At 69.1% G+C, this 17,891-nt stretch carries 15 protein-coding genes; 14 read left to right on the top strand and 1 reads right to left on the bottom strand.

Annotated elements, in window-relative coordinates:
* The first annotated feature begins 6 nt into the window (after positions 1 to 6).
* Genes alaS through AB0O65_RS06975 form a run of 8 tightly spaced genes read left to right on the top strand, consistent with a single transcriptional unit; the run spans position 7 to position 8,632 of the window.
* Positions 7 to 2,667, top strand: a complete 2,661-nt coding sequence (gene alaS / locus AB0O65_RS06940; protein WP_363383802.1) for an alanine--tRNA ligase — start codon at positions 7 to 9, stop codon at positions 2,665 to 2,667.
* On the top strand, positions 2,664 to 3,146 hold the full coding sequence (ruvX, locus tag AB0O65_RS06945; RefSeq protein ID WP_313478630.1) for a Holliday junction resolvase RuvX: 483 nt from the start codon (positions 2,664 to 2,666) through the stop codon (positions 3,144 to 3,146). The genes alaS and ruvX overlap by 4 nt, the downstream gene beginning before the upstream one ends.
* Entirely contained in the window at positions 3,139 to 4,551 is a 1,413-nt protein-coding gene (mltG, locus tag AB0O65_RS06950) for an endolytic transglycosylase MltG (protein ID WP_363383804.1), read from the top strand. The genes ruvX and mltG overlap by 8 nt, the downstream gene beginning before the upstream one ends.
* Position 4,552: 1 nt before the next feature.
* Positions 4,553 to 5,377, top strand: coding sequence for a shikimate dehydrogenase (locus tag AB0O65_RS06955; RefSeq protein ID WP_363383806.1), 825 nt, complete (start codon positions 4,553 to 4,555; stop codon positions 5,375 to 5,377).
* A gap of 4 nt (positions 5,378 to 5,381) precedes the next feature.
* Positions 5,382 to 6,611 carry a chorismate synthase gene (aroC, locus tag AB0O65_RS06960; protein ID WP_363383808.1) on the top strand — a complete coding sequence of 410 codons (1,230 nt, stop codon included), beginning with the start codon at positions 5,382 to 5,384 and terminating at the stop codon, positions 6,609 to 6,611.
* Positions 6,598 to 7,119, top strand: coding sequence for a shikimate kinase (locus tag AB0O65_RS06965; protein ID WP_071643696.1), 522 nt, complete (start codon positions 6,598 to 6,600; stop codon positions 7,117 to 7,119). The genes aroC and AB0O65_RS06965 overlap by 14 nt, the downstream gene beginning before the upstream one ends.
* Positions 7,116 to 8,195, top strand: a complete 1,080-nt coding sequence (gene aroB / locus AB0O65_RS06970; protein WP_071643680.1) for a 3-dehydroquinate synthase — start codon at positions 7,116 to 7,118, stop codon at positions 8,193 to 8,195. The genes AB0O65_RS06965 and aroB overlap by 4 nt, the downstream gene beginning before the upstream one ends.
* On the top strand, positions 8,192 to 8,632 hold the full coding sequence (locus AB0O65_RS06975; protein WP_191713005.1) for a type II 3-dehydroquinate dehydratase: 441 nt from the start codon (positions 8,192 to 8,194) through the stop codon (positions 8,630 to 8,632). Before aroB ends, AB0O65_RS06975 begins: the two co-directional genes overlap by 4 nt.
* Positions 8,633 to 8,875: 243 nt before the next feature.
* On the opposite strand, the gene AB0O65_RS06980 is transcribed toward AB0O65_RS06975, so the two are convergent.
* Entirely contained in the window at positions 8,876 to 10,120 is a 1,245-nt protein-coding gene (locus AB0O65_RS06980) for a DUF222 domain-containing protein (protein WP_363383811.1), read from the bottom strand.
* 155 nt (positions 10,121 to 10,275) lie between these two features.
* Between AB0O65_RS06980 and efp the strand changes: the two genes are divergently transcribed.
* From efp to AB0O65_RS07010, 6 genes are all read left to right on the top strand, one after another.
* Positions 10,276 to 10,839, top strand: a complete 564-nt coding sequence (gene efp / locus AB0O65_RS06985; protein WP_071643676.1) for an elongation factor P — start codon at positions 10,276 to 10,278, stop codon at positions 10,837 to 10,839.
* A 2-nt stretch (positions 10,840 to 10,841) separates the two neighbouring features.
* Positions 10,842 to 11,252: a transcription antitermination factor NusB gene (nusB, locus tag AB0O65_RS06990; RefSeq protein WP_071643675.1), complete on the top strand. Its 411-nt coding sequence runs from the start codon at positions 10,842 to 10,844 to the stop codon at positions 11,250 to 11,252.
* Positions 11,253 to 11,302: 50 nt separating this feature from the next.
* On the top strand, positions 11,303 to 14,617 hold the full coding sequence (locus AB0O65_RS06995; protein WP_363383813.1) for a DEAD/DEAH box helicase: 3,315 nt from the start codon (positions 11,303 to 11,305) through the stop codon (positions 14,615 to 14,617).
* Positions 14,618 to 14,714: 97 nt separating this feature from the next.
* Complete coding sequence (locus tag AB0O65_RS07000; RefSeq protein WP_071643674.1) at positions 14,715 to 16,307, top strand: Rieske 2Fe-2S domain-containing protein; 1,593 nt, start codon at positions 14,715 to 14,717, stop codon at positions 16,305 to 16,307.
* Positions 16,308 to 16,403: 96 nt separating this feature from the next.
* Positions 16,404 to 16,934 (top strand): bifunctional pyr operon transcriptional regulator/uracil phosphoribosyltransferase PyrR, encoded by a 531-nt coding sequence (pyrR, locus tag AB0O65_RS07005; protein WP_071643673.1) that lies wholly within the window; start codon positions 16,404 to 16,406, stop codon positions 16,932 to 16,934.
* On the top strand, positions 16,931 to 17,890 hold the full coding sequence (locus tag AB0O65_RS07010; protein WP_363383816.1) for an aspartate carbamoyltransferase catalytic subunit: 960 nt from the start codon (positions 16,931 to 16,933) through the stop codon (positions 17,888 to 17,890). The genes pyrR and AB0O65_RS07010 overlap by 4 nt, the downstream gene beginning before the upstream one ends.
* Position 17,891 lies beyond the last annotated feature (1 nt).

Genomic DNA, 17,891 nt, shown 5'->3' on the forward strand with positions numbered 1-17,891 from the left:
AGCTCTATGAAAACTGCGGAGATCGCGCAGCGGTACCTCGACTACTTCGAGAAGAACGACCACCTCATCGTCCCGTCGGCATCCCTGGTCAGCGATGACCCGTCGCTGCTCTTCACCGTCGCCGGAATGGTGCCGATGATCCCGTACCTCACGGGGGTCGTTCCCGCTCCGCATCCGCGCATCGCCGATGTGCAGAAGTGCATCCGCACGAACGACATCGAAGAGGTCGGCCGCACCGCCCGCCACGGCACGTTCTTCCAGATGCTCGGCAACTGGTCGTTCGGCGACTACTTCAAGGAAGGCGCGATCCGGTACGCCTGGGAGCTGCTGACCTCGTCCGAGGCCGACGGAGGACTGGGCTTCGACGAGAAGGACCTGTGGGTCACCGTCTACGAGACCGACGACGAGGCCGAGGCGATCTGGCGCGACATCATCGGGCTCAAGCCGGAGCGCATCCAGCGGCTCGGCCGGGCGGACAACTACTGGAACACCGGGCAGCCCGGCCCCGGCGGCCCCGACTCGGAGATCTTCTTCGATCGCGGTCCCGCCTACGGCAAGGACGGCGGTCCGGCCGCCGACGACTCGCGGTTCCTCGAGATCTGGAACCTCGTGTTCATGCAGGAGTTCGTCGAGAACGTCCGCAGCAAGATGGAGTTCGACATCGTCGGCGAACTGCCCATGAAGAACATCGACACCGGCATGGGGCTGGAGCGTGTCGCCTTCTTGAAGCAGGGCGTCGAGAACATGTACGAGACCGACCAGGTGCGTCCGGTCCTCGACCGCGCCGTCGAGCTCTCCGGCAAGAAGTACGGCGCGGTGCACGAGGATGACGTGCGCTTCCGCGTCATCGCGGATCACGTGCGCTCGTCGCTCATGCTGCTCTCCGACGGCGTGCGCCCCTCGAACGAGGGCCGCGGCTACATCCTCCGCCGCCTGATGCGCCGCACCGTGCGATCGATGCGCCTGCTCGGGGTGGACGCGCCGTCGTTCCCCGAGCTGTTCGCGGCGTCGAAGGACGCGATGAAGTCGGCGTACCCCGTGCTCGAGGCGGACTGGTCGACGCTCTCCTCGGCCGCCTTCGCCGAGGAGGAGACCTTCCGCCGCACCCTCGCCCAGGGATCGACGATCCTCGATCTCGCGCTCGGCGACACCAAGAAGAAGGGCGGGGCCACCCTCAGCGGCTCCGAGGCCTTCCTGCTGCACGACACGTACGGCTTCCCGATCGACCTCACGCTCGAGGTCGCCGAGGAGGCAGGGCTCGACGTCGACCGCCCCGCGTTCGACGCGCTCATGAAGGAGCAGCGCGACCGCGCCAAGGCCGACGCCCGCAACCGCAAGCGTCAGCTCGCCGATGTGTCGGTGTATCGCGAGTTCCGCGCGCTCGGTGAGACCGGCTTCGCGGGGTACACCGACCTGCAGACCGAATCCCGGGTGCTCGGACTGATCGTCGACGGCGCGCCCGTCCAGACCGCATCCGAGGGACAGGTCGCCGAGGTCGTCCTCGCCGAGACCACGCTCTACGCCGAGTCGGGTGGCCAGGTCGCGGACAAGGGCACGATCGTGGGCGCCGGGTTCGAGCTCGACGTGCTCGACGTGCAGCGCCCCGTGCCGGGGCTGATCAGCCACACCGTGCACGTGGCCACCGGGTCGGTGTCGGTCGATGACCGCGCGACCACCGTGGTGGACGCCGCCAACCGTCGCGCGGCGCGACAGGCGCACTCGGCCACGCACCTCGTGCACGCCGCCCTGCGTGACACGCTCGGCAAGACCGCGACCCAGGCGGGTTCGCTCAACCGCGCCGGGTACATGCGCTTCGACTTCTCGTGGTCGCAGCCGCTGTCGCTGGAGACCCGCTCGGAGATCGAGGAGATCACCAACCGCGCGGTGAACGACGCGCTCGAGGTGACGACCCGCATCGTCTCGCTCGACGACGCCAAGGACGCCGGCGCCATGGCGCTGTTCGGCGAGAAGTACGGCGACGTGGTGCGCATGGTCGACATCGGCGGGCCCTGGTCTCGCGAGCTCTGCGCCGGCACGCACGTGGCGACGAGCTCCGAGATCGGCCTGGTGAGCCTCGTCGGCGAGTCGTCGGTCGGTGCATCCAACCGGCGCATCGAGGCGCTCGTGGGGCAGGACGCCTTCCGCGAGCTGGCCGCCGAGCGCACCGTCGTGTCGCAGCTGACCTCGGCGCTGAAGGCGCCGCGTGATCAGCTCAGCGCGCGCATCGAAGAGCTGCAGGCGAACCTGAAGGCAGCCGAGAAGCGCATCGCGCAGTTCGAGGCGAGGGAGCGCGAGGGCCGAGTCCCGGCTCTTGTCGAGGCCGCATCGCAGGTCGGCGGCTACCGCGTGGCATCCTCGTCGCTCGGCGAGGTCGGCTCGGCCGACGACATCCGCACGCTCGCTCTGAGCGTGCGCGAGCGTCTCGGCTCCGACGCCGCTGTCGTCGCCTTCGGCGGTGTCGTCGGCGGCCGCCCGATCGTCGTCGTGGCGACCAACGACGCCGCGCGCGCCGCCGGCGCGAAGGCGGGTGCGCTGGTGCGCATCGCGGCGGGCATGCTCGGCGGCGGCGGAGGCGGCAAGGACGACGTCGCGCAGGGCGGTGGGACGGATGCTTCGGCTCTGGACGCCGCGCTCGCAGCGATCGTGTCGGAGCTCGCGGGAGCGTGACCGGTTTCCGGCGAGGCACCCGCATCGGGATCGATGTCGGCAAGGCGCGTGTCGGCGTCGCCCGGTGCGACCCCGACGGCATGCTGGCCGTTCCGGTCGAGACCGTGCCCCGGTCGGAGACGTCGATCGACCGCATCCTGCAGCTCATCGCCGAGTGGGAGCCGCTGGAGATCGTGGTGGGCCTGCCCGTGAACATGCGCGGCGAGGAGACGCTGTCGACCGAGGACGCGCGCGCCTTCGCCGAGGAGCTGCAGCGCCATTCCGGCCTCGATATCCGCATGGTCGACGAGCGGCTGAGCACCGTCAGCGCCCACACCGCCCTGCGCGCTTCCGGGCGAACACAGAAGAACTCTCGTAGCATTGTCGACCAAGTGGCCGCAGTGGTGCTGTTGCAGCATGCCGTGGACACCGAGAAGAGCACCGGGATGCCCGCCGGTGCGTTGATCACGCCTGCCCAGGAGCCGCCCCGCGATGTCTGACCCGCACGATCGCAGATCCGACTCGCTCGGTGACTTCTTCGACAACGTCCCCACAGCGCCGCCGCCGGTGACCGAGCGCGAAGCCCGCGATGAACCGGCCCCCGGTTCGCGACGCGCACTGCGCCAGGCGGCCGCCCGCGGATCCGCAGAGCGCGAGACGGCTCCGGCGAACCCGTCGGCTCAGCCGGACCAGGAAGCGACGGCCGGCGAGGCCGCAGCAGCCGCACGGCCCGTGGCTGCCGCACCGACCCCGGCTGCGGTGGCGACCGACGCAGAGGGCTCCGAGCCTCTGGACGCGCTCTTCGCTCCCGAGCCCCCGGCCCCTGCGCCGCGCAGGCGACGGGGTCGTGGCTGCCTGATCACCCTGATCGTGCTGCTCGTCATCGGCGGTGTCGCCGCCGGCGCGGGCGTCTGGATCTACAACACGTACCAGACCCAGATCGACGACATCATGGGCTGGGGCGAGCCGAAGGACTACGAGTCCGGAATCGCCACCGGCGAGGCGTTCGTGACCATCAAGAAGGGCGATACCGGGGGTCCGGTGTCGACGGCACTGTTCGAGGCGAAGGTCACCAGGACCGACCGCGTGTTCTACGAGTACCTGATCGAGAACGAACCGAATGCCACGTTCTATCCCGGGGTGTACAAGCTCCAGCAGAAGATGACGGCGGCTGCAGCGCTGAAGGCGCTGTCGAACCCGGAGAACCGCATGGCCAACACCGTGCGCATCGCCGAGGGCAGCACGGTCGCCTCCTCGCTGCCGCAGATCGCCGAGGGCGTGGGCATCCCGATCGAAGAGCTGAAGGCCGCCGTTCAGGATCCCTCCGCGTACGGTGTCTCCGCGCAGAGTCTCGAGGGCTGGCTGTTCCCGGCCGTCTACACGTTCGACCCCGGTGCGACGGCCGAGGACGTGATCGCCGCGATGGTCGATCGCACCCGCGAGTCGCTGGCCGAGGCGGGTGTTCCCGCAGAGGACGAGCAGCGCGTGCTCACGATCGCATCGATCATCGAGCGCGAAGCGCGCACCCCCGACTTCCCGAAGGTGTCGCGCGTCATCGCCAACCGCGTCGCCGACGGCATGATGCTGCAGATGGACTCCACCGCCCAGTACGGCTACGGCGAGCTGAACGCCGGCAAGGCGAGCACGTCCGAAGCCGCGCAGTATGACGACAACGCGTGGAACACGTACGTCATCAGCGGCCTCCCCGCGACACCGATCGCGAACGCCGGATACGCGGCGATCGACGCCGCGATGCACCCGGTCGACGGCCCGTGGCTGTACTTCGTCACCGTCGACTTCTCGACCGGTGAGACGCAGTTCTCCCAGACCTATGAAGAGCACCAGCAGGGCATCAAGAAGATGCGCGCCTGGTGCTCGGCGAACCCCGAGTACACGGGCTGCTGAGGTGGCCTCGCGCACGCGTCTCGCCGTGTGGGGTGACCCGATCGGGCACAGCCGCTCACCGCTGCTGCACACGGCCGCCTACCGTCATCTCGGGCTGGACTGGACGTACGAGCGCCGTCAGGTCGACGCGGCCGCGTTCCCTGCCGCCCTGAGCTCCCTCGACGACTCCTGGCGCGGGCTGTCGCTGACGATGCCGCTGAAGGAGGTCGCGCACGCCGCGGCCGACGAGCTCGACAGAGATGCGGTGCTGACCGGAGCGGTGAACACCCTGCTGCTCGGCGAGACCGTGCGCGGTTTCAACACCGACGTGGGCGGCATCGTGGATTCGTTCACTCATGCCGGGATCGCCGGAGTTCGGCGCGGGCGCATCCTCGGAGCCGGCGCCACGGCGGCATCCGCTCTGGTGGCGCTGAGCGACCTCGGCGCGACGGAGGTGGAGTTCCGCGCTCGGCGGCCCGAAGCCGTCGACCGGCTGCGCCCGACCGCCGAGGCTCTAGGTGTGCAGCTCCGCACCGTCGACTTCGCGGCACCGGCATCCGACGTCGATGTGACCGTCGCCACGCTGCCGAGCGGAACTGTGCTCGACGCCGACGTCGCGACACCGCTCGCCGCCGTCGGCGGCACGCTCTTCGAGGCGGCGTACGCGCCGTGGCCCTCCGCCCTGGCTGCGCTGTGGCCCTCGTCGAACGTCATCTCGGGGTTCGAGATGCTGCTGTTCCAGGCCGTGCGGCAGATCCGCGTCTTCTGCGGCGGCGACCCGCAGCGCGAGCTGCCCGACGAAGCCGTCACAGTCGGCATCATGCGGTCGGCGGGCATGGGAGACTAGGGCAATGCTCCGCGTGCTCACTGCCGGCGAATCGCACGGCCCCGAACTCATCACCATCGTCGAGGGTCTGCCCTCCGGTGTGACGGTCACGGCCGAGGCCATCCAGGCCGACCTCCAGCGTCGCAAGCTCGGTTACGGCCGCGGCTCGCGCATGAAGTTCGAACAGGACGAGCTGACCATCTCCAGCGGTGTTCGTCACGGTCTCACCCTCGGCAGCCCCATCGCGCTGCGCATCGGCAACACCGAGTGGCCGAAGTGGACCGAGGTGATGAACCCGGCGCCCACCGAGCTGACCGAGAAGTCTCGCGGACGGGGCGCCGCGCTCACGCGTCCGCGTCCCGGCCACGCCGACCTCGTCGGCATGCAGAAGTACGACTTCGATGAGGCCCGACCGATCCTCGAGCGTGCGAGCGCACGCGAGACCGCCGCGCGAGTGGCCCTGGGCGCCGTGGCGCGCTCGTTCCTCTCCGAGCTCGGCATCCGCCTGGTCAGTCACACGCTCTCGATCGGACCGGTGCGGGCCCCGGAGGGCGCCGCGCTGCCCACGCCGGACGACGTCGACGCGCTCGACGCCGACCCGCTGCGCTGCTTCGACACCGAGACGTCCGCGCGCATGGTCGAGGAGGTGGACGCCGCCCGCAAGGACGGCGACACCCTCGGCGGCATCGTCGAGGTGCTCGCCTACGGACTGCCGCCCGGAATCGGCTCGCACGTGCACTGGGACCGCCGTCTTGACGGCCGCCTCGCGCAGGCCCTGATGAGCATCCAGGCGATCAAGGGCGTCGAGGTCGGTGACGGCTTCGAGACGACCCGTCGCCGCGGCTCGGCGGCTCACGACGAGCTGTTCGCCGGCGATGACGGCATCACCCGGGCATCCGACCGCGCCGGGGGGATCGAAGGCGGCATGAGCACGGGGACCGTGCTGCGCATCCGTGCCGGCATGAAGCCGATCGCCACGGTTCCGCGTGCGCTGCGCACGGTCGACGTCGCCTCGGGCGAGACGGCCACGGCGCACCATCAGCGCTCGGACGTCTGTGCGGTACCCGCCGCCGGCGTCGTCGCCGAGGCGATGGTCGCCATCGAGCTCGCGAATTCGCTGCTCGAGAAGTTCGGCGGCGACAGCATCCGCGAGACGCGACGCAACCTCGAGTCCTACCTCGCGGCGATCCCGGAGTCGCTGCGCACAGCACCCGCATCCGAGGCGGCGCTGCTCGCCCATGATGAGCTCGTCTGACCATCCGCTGACTCTCGTGCTGGTCGGCCCGATGGCCGCGGGTAAGACGAGTGTCGGCCGCAAGGTCGCGCGACTGCTCGACGTGCCCTTCATCGACACCGACAAGCGCATCGCCGCCGAGCACGGTCCCATCCCTGAGATCTTTGCCGAACACGGTGAAGCGCACTTCCGCGAGCTCGAGCGCGAGGCCGTCGCCACGGCGGTCGCGGAGGGCGGTGTGGTCTCGCTGGGCGGGGGAGCGGTGACGGATGCCGAGACCCGTGCTCTGCTGCACCGGCATCCGGTCGTCTTCCTGACCGTCACCGCCGAGGCCGTCGAAAGACGCATCGGCGGGGCCAGCCGCCCGCTTCTCGCGGACGAGGAGAACCCGGTGCAGCGGTGGCGCATCATCTTCGATCAGCGTCGACGCTGGTACGAGGAGGTCGCCGACCTCACCGTCGACACATCACGCAGACCCATGCGGGCACTGGCGGAGGAGATCGCCGCCTGGAGGAGGAAGCAGCAATGACCACGACCACGATCAGCGTCTCCGGACAGACACCCTATGAGATCACCGTCGGGCGTGACATCCTCGACCGGGTTCATGCGGCTCTCGACCCGGCGGTTCGCAAGGTGCTCGTCGTGCACCCGCCGACGCTCGGCAAGCGGGCGGCAGAGCTGCGCGAGCGGCTCATGGCGGAGGGCGGTCTCGAGGTGCTGCTGGCCGAGATTCCGGATGCCGAGGCCGGCAAGCGCATCGAGGTCGCGGCGTTCTGCTGGCAGGTGATGGGCCAGGCCGACTTCACCCGCACGGATGCCGTGGTCGGCTACGGCGGCGGATCGGTGACCGATGTCGCCGGCTTCGTCGCCGCCACCTGGCTGCGCGGCGTGCAGGTCGTGCAGGTGCCGACCACCGTGCTCGGCCTGGTCGACGCGGCCGTCGGCGGCAAGACCGGTGTGAACACGGCCGAGGGCAAGAACATGGTCGGGGCGTTCTGGGCTCCCCGCGCCGTCATCGGCGATCTCGATGAGCTGCAGACACTGAGCGCGAACGAGGCCACGGCGGGGTACGCCGAGGTGGTGAAGGCCGGATTCATCTGGGCGCCGGAGATCCTGGACATCATCGAGGCATCTCCGGAGCGGGCGGTCGATCCGACGACCGACGAGTTCCGCCGCACCGTGGAGCTGGCGATCGACATGAAGGCGAAGGTCGTCTCGGATGACTTCCGCGAGGCGGGGCTGCGGGAGATCCTCAACTACGGCCACACGCTCGGGCACGCGATCGAGCACGCCGAGCGCTACCAGTGGCGCCACGGAGCGGCGATCTCGATCGGCATGATGTACGCCGCCGAGCTGTCGCGTCTGGCGGGCCGGCTCTCCGATGCCGGTGCGGACCGGCATCGAACGGTGCTCGAATCGCTCGGGCTGCCGACCACCTACCGCGCGGGTGCCTGGCCGCAGCTGCTGGCGACCATGCAGCGCGACAAGAAGGCGCGCGGCGGGATGCTGCGCTTCATCCTGCTCGACGACATCGCCAAGCCCACCGTCGTGCAGGCGCCGGACGAGTCGCTCATGTTCGCCGCATACCAGGAGGTCGTGGGATGAGCGACGCCCGCCGGTTGATGCTGCTGAACGGTCCGAACCTCAACCTGCTCGGCACCCGGGAGCCCGACGTGTACGGCACCGCGACGCTGGCCGACGTCGAGCAGCTCACCGCCGCTGCCGCGGCGGACGCAGGATACGAGCTGCGTGCGCTGCAGAGCAATCACGAGGGTGTGCTGATCGACGCGATCCACGCGGCCCGCGAGGACTGCGCGGCCATCATCATCAACCCCGGCGGGCTCACGCACACGTCGGTGTCGCTGCGCGATGCGCTGACCGGCGTCGGCCTGCCGTTCGCCGAGGTGCACATCTCGGACGTGTACGCCCGGGAGAAGTTCCGCCACTTCTCCTACCTCGACGACGTCGCCACCGTGCGCGTCGTCGGCGAAGGCGTCGACGGCTACGCGCGGGCCGTGCGGGAGCTGGCCGCGCTGCTCTGACCTCCGTCGGCCCAGAACGGGCGGGCTCGCGAGCTCAGCTCGGACATCGTTCCATGGTCGGTGCGCACCCGTGTCTCGCCGATGCCGAATGTCGGCCACTGCATGACCACGTCGACGGCTCCGTCGGGTGGCAGCGGCCACACTCGTGGTCGCCGGCGCCAGATCTGCCTTGCACGGATCGTGTGGAGAGGAAGCGAACGTGATCCCGATACGGCCTGTTCCTATCGCGCCGCGCGCCGGCGGCTAGAAGGGTGGTGGCGCGGAGCTGGCGTATCCGGTGGGGGAGATGACCTGCACCGAGCGATCGGGTCGGGTCCGGTACCGGACGCGGGTGCGATGTCGGATGATGGGGTCGCGGGGGCAGAGCGGCCGCAGTTGGGTGAGGTCGGTGGTCCCGCCCCTCGCCCACGGTCTGTCGTGGTCGAGGTCGGCGTCGACGGCGAGGCGGGTGCATCCGTCGCGGGAGCAGGTGCCGTGGTGCAGGGTGAGCCAGTCGCGTTGTGCTCGGGTGGGGCGGTAGGTGCGGCGGTCCATGTCGACGACCACGCCTTTGACCGGGTCGGTGATCACCCGACGGAAGCCGCGGGCGTCGAGGAAGAGCTGCTTCGCGGTGAGCGGGTCGATGCTGTCGCCGCCGACGATGGAGGCGGACTCGACGGGGACCGGGTCGCCGGCGAGGAGCTGCACGGGCACGGTGACGAAGACCTTCGTCTGCACCGCCGTGGCGGTGCCGACCCCGCGCAGCCAGGCGCTGAACAGATCGGCACGGATCTGATCCCGGGTGCGCCCCTCACGAGTGTCCTTGCGGGTGTGCTTGGCCGTCGCCGACAGGCGCCGCATCGCTGCGACCGCCTCATGAGTGGGAAGCAGGGCGGTCAGCCACGACATCCCGTAGCCGGCGGGGGAGACGCTCACGTGCCGGTCGGCCATCGCCCGGGCGTGCCGGCGCGCGGCAGTATCGCCGGTGATCCGGTCGACGAGCTTCTTCGCCCGCTGCCGCAGCACCGCCGATGAGCAGGTCAGCACCCACTCGTGCGCGGCACGATCCAGCCGGGCGAGGGCCGCAGCCGCAGCATCCCGCACCTCCCGCGGCGCGCCCACCGGAGACGCGAGCGGGCCGGCGGCGGTGACGATCGCTCCGACGCTGTGCATCGACGCGAACCCGTCGCGGGCGCGCTGCCACAGCAACGGCAGATCCCGCGCCGCCGTCTCCGCCGTCGAGCACAGCTCCCGTACCCGCTCCTGCGAGATCCGCAACCGCAGCGACAGCTCCAGCACCACAGCCCGCTCGGCCATCTGCACGTCGGCGTCGATCGTGTAGATCTCCGGATGCCGACGAGCGAACTCGACCGCCTCCACCACCCGCTGCGCCTGACGCGCCGCCGACCGGTTCGCATCCACCTCAGAGCACGTCACATCATCCAGAAGCACCCCCAGCACATCACCCGCGGACTGCGGGATCACGCCGAGCTCCTCATTGATGACCATGACACCAGTATAGAACAAAGATTCGAAAAAGGGAAGGGCGACGTCCGGACAGATCGCTCGATCCGGGGCATCCGATAGAATCGCTTTTCGGCCACTTCACTGCGCGCATCCGCGCCCGGCCCTCGAAGCTTCTGAATGAACGGACCCGCATCACCATGGCATCCACCGCAGACATCAAGAACGGCGTCGTCATCAAGATCGACGGACAGCTCTGGAGCGTCGTGGAGTTCCAGCACGTCAAGCCCGGCAAGGGCGGCGCCTTCGTCCGCACCAAGCTGAAGAACGTCGTCACGGGCAAGTCGGTCGACAAGACCTACAACGCCGGCACCAAGATTGAGATCGAGAACGTCGATCGTCGCGACTTCACCTACCTGTACACCGACGGCGACAGCTTCGTCTTCATGGACCAGGAGGACTACGACCAGATCAACGTCCCCGCGGCCACCGTCGGCGACGCGAAGAACTACATGCTCGAGAACCAGCAGGTGCAGATCGCGCTGAACAACGGCAACCCGCTGTACATCGAGCTGCCCGCATCGGTCGTGCTCGAGGTCACCTACACCGAGCCTGGCCTGCAGGGCGACCGCTCGTCGGCAGGCACGAAGCCCGCCACCCTCGAGACCGGCTACGAGATCCAGGTCCCGCTCTTCCTCGAGACCGGCACCAAGGTCAAGGTCGACACCCGCACGGGTGACTACCTCGGCCGCGTCAACGACTGACCTTGAGCGCCCGCACCAAGGCGCGCAAGCGCGCCCTCGACATCCTCTTCTCGGCCGACGTGCGCGGCGAGGAGCTCTCGGTCGTGCTCGCCGCGGCCGCCAAGCGCGCCGCCAGCGAACCGGCTCGCGAAGCCTCGTGGCTGTATGCCCGCGAGATCGTCGACGGAATCATCGACAACCGCGATGAGATCGACGAGCACATCACGACCCACAGCAACGACTGGAAGATCGACCGGATGCCCGCCGTCGACCGTGCTCTGCTGCGCATCGGCACGTGGGAGATCGTCTACAACGACGAGGTCCCGACCGCTGTCGCGATCGATGAGGCCGTCGAGCTCGCCAAGGAGCTCTCCACCGAGGACTCCGGCGCATTCGTGCACGGCGTGCTGGCCCGCATCGCCCGTTCCATCTGAGTCGCAGCCGGCGCTGAGCGCGTGTCGGTGGTGACGGGGAGGATGCTGTCATGAGCTCTCCCCGTCCCTCCGCCACCGCGCTGCGCGAGCTGGCCGGAGACGGCGGCTATCAGCGCGGCCTCGACTACGCCCGCCGCGGTCGCGTCAGGGACGCGCGGTGGGATGCCGGGTCGCAGACCCTCGTCGCCGAGGTGTACGGCAGCGAGCGTTCCCCCTACCGCTGCCGGGTGCGCTTCGACGGGCCGCGGATCATGACGACCAGCTGCACATGTCCGGTCGTCTCCGCATGCAAGCATGCGATCGCGGCGATCCTCATCGGAGCCGACCCGGATGAGACGCCGGACCAGGCGCCCCTGCCGCCCGCCGATCCGCCGCGACCGGCGCCCCCGCCGCGAGAGCCGTGGGAGCAGTTCGGTGCATTCGCGCGACCCGTCCCGCAGGCGGCATGGCGCGCCCTGCTGAGCGCGCCTGCCGTGGAGTCGACCACGCTGCCGCTCGCCCTCGGCATCGAGCTGCGGGTGCGTCCGCGCCACTCGTTCGAGCGATGGGGGCCCGCCGCGCTGCAGACGGCGACACCCCGCGACCTCGCCGGCGAACACGGCGAGATCCTCCTCTGCGTCCGGCCGCTCATGCGCAGCGCATCGACCGGTCGATGGATTCACGGCGATGCCTCCTGGGACTCGGTACGTCGCTCATCGGGGCGCTTCGATGCCGAGCAGGCGCGCTGGTTCACCGACTTCCTCAACATCGCGCGCGACTCGCTGCTCTCGGGCACCGCGGGGGACTGGATCGCGCTCGACAGGGTGGAGACGCCGCTGCTGTGGCAGCACATCGACGCTCTGGCCGGGCTCGGCATCCCGATCATTCCCACGCAGAAGCACACCGCCGTCCGACTCGCCGAAGACGCGGCGATCGGTCTGCGCATCGACCCGGCCGCGGGCGGTGCGCTCTCGGTCAGCGTCGATGCGGTCATCGACGCGCACCCGGCTCCGGCGGCGCAGCTGCGGCCGATCGGACGCATCGGACTGTATCGGTGGGAACTCGTGGGATCCGGCGTCGAGGTGACCATCGCGCGCGTCGGGCTCGCGCCTGCCGTGCTGAACGCCATCAACGCCTCGACGCCGATCGACGTGCCGCCGCACGACCGGGAAGGGTTTCTCGCCGACGCCTACCCCGCCCTCGCCAGGCAGACGGCCGTGACGGCACCGGATCACCTCGCGCTGCCCGCCCTCGCCGAGCCGGATCCGGTGCTGCGGGTGGCGTTCCGCAGCGGCCATCGCATCGCATACCGGTTCGAGTGGGAGTATGCCGGTCACGGCACGGTCGCCTTCACCGGCGGCTCGGAGAGCTTCCGCGATCCGGATGCCGAGCGAGCCCGCGCTCGTGACATGGAGACGATCTGGGCCGGAGCGACCCGAGACGCGTTCCGCGAGCGTGCCGACCTCGAACATCTCGCCGCCGCGGAGTGGGCCGCGCACGTTCTGCCGGCGTTCGAGGCGTCGGACGTGAAGGTCGTCGTCACCGGGCGTCGAACCCGCTACCGAGAACTCACCGGCACTCCCGAGATCTCGGTCTCGACCGTCGAATCGACCGATCCGGACTGGTTCGACCTCGGGGTGCTCGTGAAGATCGACGGACACTCGATTCCGTTCACCCCGCTGTTCACGGCCCTGAGCATGCGGCGCACCAAGCTCATGCTCGTCGACGGCACCTACTTCTCGCTCGCGCACCCCGCGCTGCAGCAGCTGCGCGAGCTCATCGACGAGGCGGGTGCGCTCACCGAGTGGGAGACGGGCCCGCGCATCAGCAGATATCAGACCGCGCTCTGGGAGGACTTCGAAGACCTCGCCGACGAGTCCGAGCAGGCGGTGGGCTGGCGAACCACCGCCGAGGGCCTGCGCGGAATCGAGCACGTGCCCCGCACCGCGCCGCCCGCGGGCCTGCACGCGCAGCTGCGCCCCTACCAGCAGCAGGGTCTCGATTGGCTCGCCTTCCTCTGGCGGCACCGGCTCGGCGGCATCCTCGCCGACGACATGGGCCTGGGGAAGACCCTGCAGCTGCTCTCGCTCGTCGCGCACGCGGTGGAAGAGGGGGAGGGGCGTCCCTTCCTCGTCATCGCCCCCACCTCGGTGCTCGGCACCTGGCGCAGCGAGGCCCGCCGGTTCGCCCCCGACCTCAGGGTGCGCCTCGTGGAGGGCACCGGGTCTCGGCGTGCCGACGAGATCGGCGCGATGGCAGCCGAAGCCGACATCATCGTCACCTCCTACACGCTGCTGCGGCTGGATGCCGAGGAGTATCAGGGCATCGACTGGGCCGGCGTGATCATCGATGAGGCCCAGTTCGCCAAGAACCCCGCCACGAAGGTGCACCAGGCCATCGCGCAGCTGAGATCGGTCGTCACCATCGCCGTCACCGGCACGCCGCTCGAGAACAGCCTGACCGATCTGTGGGCGCTGTTCTCCCTCACCGCGCCCGGGCTCTTCCCGTCGAAGCGCCGCTTCCGCGAGGAGTACGTGCAGCCGATCGAACAGGGCAAGGTGCCCGAGAACGAGGAGGGGGCCCCGTACCGGCAGCGGCGTCTCGAGCGGCTGCGCCACCGCATCCGCCCGCTCATGCTGCGACGAACGAAGGAGCTGGTCGCGAGCGACCTTCCCGTGAAGCAGGTGCAGGAGCTGTTCGTCGACCTGAGCCCCGCACACCGCGCCGTCTACGACACCGTCCTGCAGCGAGAGCGCCAGAAGGTTCTCGGCCTGCTCGCCGATCTCGACCGCAACCGCTTCATCGTGTTCCGTTCGCTCACCATGCTGAGGATGCTCGCGCTGTCGCCGCGGCTGATCGATCCGGATGCCGATGCCTCGTCCGCGAAGCTGGACGTCCTGCTCGAGCACGTGCAGGAGCTGCGTGCGGAAGGACACCGCGCACTGGTGTTCAGCCAGTTCACGTCGTACCTCGAGATGGCCGCCGAGCGGCTGCGCGCCGCCGGCATCGCCTACGACTACCTCGACGGCTCGACTCGACAGCGAGAAGACGTCATCGACGGGTTCCGCTCGGGTGATGCCCCGGTGTTCCTGATCAGTCTCAAGGCCGGCGGCTTCGGGCTCACCCTCACCGAGGCCGATTACGTCCTGCTCCTCGACCCGTGGTGGAATCCTGCGGCCGAGGCACAGGCCATCGATCGCACCCACCGGATCGGACAGACGCAGCCGGTGATCGTGTACCGACTGATCGCCGCGGGCACCATCGAGGAGAAGGTCCTCGCCCTGCAGCAGCGCAAGGCGCGACTGTTCACCGCGGTGATGGACGATGAGGCCCTGTTCTCGCAGGCGCTCACCGCCGACGACATCCGCGGTCTGCTCGAATCGTGAGCGGCGCACCGCGGGCATCCCGATAGCCACGGCCGGTCACCGGCCTCGCCCAGCGAGCGCTCGATACAATCGACGTCGTCCAACCCTGAGGAGAGACATGCGGATCACGGGACTCGGCCACGCCGGGATGTTCATCGAGACGGTCGGTGGGAACATCATCTGCGACCCCGTTCTCGGACCCTCCTTCTACGGCTCCTGGTTCCCGTTCCCCGACAACCGCGGGCTGGACTGGGAGCGCCTGGGCCGCGAGGCTGACTTCCTGTACATCTCGCATCGTCACCGCGACCACTTCGACCCGAACCTGCTCGAGAGGTATATCTCGAAGGACATCGAGGTCCTGCTGCCCGAGTACGTCACCGATGACCTCGAGGTCGACATCCGCAAGCTCGGCTACGACAACATCACCTACGCTCCCGCGGGCCAGGTGATCGAGCGCGGCGATCTGAAGATCATGATCACGCCGCTGCGCGCCCCCAGCGACGGCCCGATCGGCGACTCGTCGCTGAGCGTCGACGACGGGACGGCGTCGATCCTCAACCAGAACGACTCGCACCCGCTCGATCTGGAGGCGCTGCTGTCGTTCGGCAAGCCCGAGGCCTACTTCACCCAGGTGTCCGGCGCGATCTGGTGGCCCATGGTCTACGACCTGCCCCAGGACGCCAAGCAGAAGTTCGCCGCGCTCAAGCGCGAGGCGCAGAACAAGCGCGCCATGTACTACATCGAGAAGGTCGACGCCCCCCACGTGTTCCCGATGGCGGGACCGCCGATGTTCCTGCGCGACGAGCTCTTCCGGTTCAACGGCAAGGGTCAGGACGACGACTCGATCTTCACGGATCAGAAGGAGTTCCTGGCGCACATGAAGCAGCTCGCGCCGAAGTACGACGGTCACCTCTTCATCCCCGGCACCGTGGTGGAGATGAACCACGGCGAGATGAACGTCTCGCAGAGCCTGTACTCGGAAGACGAGATCGCCCACATCTTCGACGAGAAGTGGGACTACCTCGAAGAGCAGCGCGCATCGCGCCAGCAGGAGATCATCGACGAAGAGGCCACCCGCGCGGAGGTCATCCCCCCGGCGGAGATGCTCGCGGCGATCAAGGAGTGGTGGGAGCCGCTGCTGAAGAAGTCGCGCACCATCCGCCTCGGCGTCGGCGGCAACGTGCGCTTCAAGATCGGCGAGCTGGACATGGTCGTCGACTTCCCCAAGGCGAAGGTCCGCGAGTACGCGGGCGAGGAGTGCATCTACTGGTACACGATTCCCGCCGACCTCGTCTCGACGAACATCCGCGACCACGAGATCGACTGGTCGAACTCCATCTTCCTCTCGATGCAGTTCTCGGTCGGGCGCAGCGGCAAGTTCAACGAGTTCCTCACCACCTTCCTCAAGTGCCTGTCGGTCGACCGGATCGAGTACGTCGAGAACTGGTATCAGGAGCAGACCGACCAGACCGAGGATGCCGAGATCGACGACTGGGTGGTCCAGCGCCGCTGCCCGCACCTGCGCGCCGACCTCACCCGCACCGGCAAGATCGAGGACGGCGTACTGACCTGCTCGATGCACGACTGGAAGTGGGACCTCGAGACCGGCAAGTGCCTGACGACGACGGGGCACCCCATCCGCGCTTCGCGGGTCATCAAGACCGGCTCCCACGCCGAGGAAGAGCCCCAGCCCGCTGCAGCACAGCGCTGACGTCACGCAGCGTCGGGGGCCGCCCGGTCTCAGCTAGACTTTCACCATCACCGAACCTTTAACACCGTCCTGTGAGGCGGAGAAGGGAAGTGGCCGTTGTCTGCACGCACTGTGCTGCACGAAGCCGATATAGCACGCGCCCTGACGCGCATCGCCCACGAGATCCTCGAATCCAACCGAGGCGCCGACGGGCTCGTGCTCCTCGGCATCCCGACCAGGGGAGTGACGCTGGCCGAGCGGCTCGGCTCGGTCATCTCCGGCATCGCCGACACCGAGATCCCGGTCGGATCCCTCGACATCACGCTGTTCCGCGATGACCTGTCGAAGCACCCGACGCGCGCGCCGAAGCGCACCGAGATCCCCGCCGGGGGCATCGATCAGAAGACCGTCGTGCTCGTCGACGACGTGCTGTTCTCGGGCCGCACCATCCGCGCGGCGCTCGACGCCCTGCAGTCCATCGGCCGCCCGTCGGCGGTGCGCCTGGCGATCCTCATCGATCGCGGCCATCGCGAGCTGCCGATCCGCCCCGACTTCGTGGGCAAGAACATCCCGTCCTCCCGCGCGGAGCGGGTGAACCTGCGCCTGCGCGAACTGGACGGTGCCGACGAGGTGACGATCGAATCATGAGGCATCTGCTCGACACCCGCACCCTCGATCGCAAGCAGGCTCTGCGCATCCTCGACGTCGCCGAGGACATGGCCGACACCCAGTCGCGCGAGGTCAAGAAGCTTCCGACGCTGCTCGGCAAGACCGTCGTCAACCTCTTCTTCGAGGACTCCACGCGCACCCGCATCTCGTTCGAGGCTGCGGCGAAGCGGCTCTCCGCCGACGTGATCAACTTCGCCGCGAAGGGCTCCAGCGTCTCGAAGGGCGAGAGCCTGAAGGACACCGCCCAGACCCTGCAGGCGATGGGGGCGGATGCCGTGGTGGTGCGCCACTCGGCATCCGGAGCACCCCGCACACTCGCGACCAGCGGCTGGATCTCCGCCGGCGTCGTGAACGCCGGCGACGGCACGCACGAGCATCCCACCCAGGCGCTGCTCGACGCCTTCACGATCCGCAAGCGCCGCTACGGCAGCGACAGCCGCGGCCGTGACCTCGCTGGGCTGCGCGTCGTGATCGTCGGCGACGTGCTGCACTCGCGCGTCGCGCGCTCGAACGTGTGGCTGCTGTCGACGCTCGGGGCGGACGTCACGCTGGTCACCCCGCCGACACTCGTGCCGCAGAACGTGACGCAGTGGCCGGTGCGCGTGCTCTACGACCTCGACGCCGCCCTCGCCGCCGGGCCGGACGCCGTCATGATGCTGCGCATCCAGGCCGAGCGGATGCACGCCGCGTATTTCCCCACTGAACGGGAGTATTCCCGGCTGTGGGGTCTGGATGCGGTGCGCGCGGCGACCCTGCCGGACGATAGCATTGTGATGCACCCGGGACCGATGAACCGCGGGCTCGAGATCTCATCCGAAGCCGCAGACTCCCCCCGTTCCACCGTGCTGGAGCAGGTCACCAACGGGGTCTCGGTACGCATGGCGGTGCTCTATCTGCTGCTTGCAGGCGAGCGCCACGACGAAGAGGGGAAGTGAA

The organism is Microbacterium sp. NPDC077391, assembly GCF_040686955.1.
Taxonomy (GTDB): domain Bacteria; phylum Actinomycetota; class Actinomycetes; order Actinomycetales; family Microbacteriaceae; genus Microbacterium; species Microbacterium commune.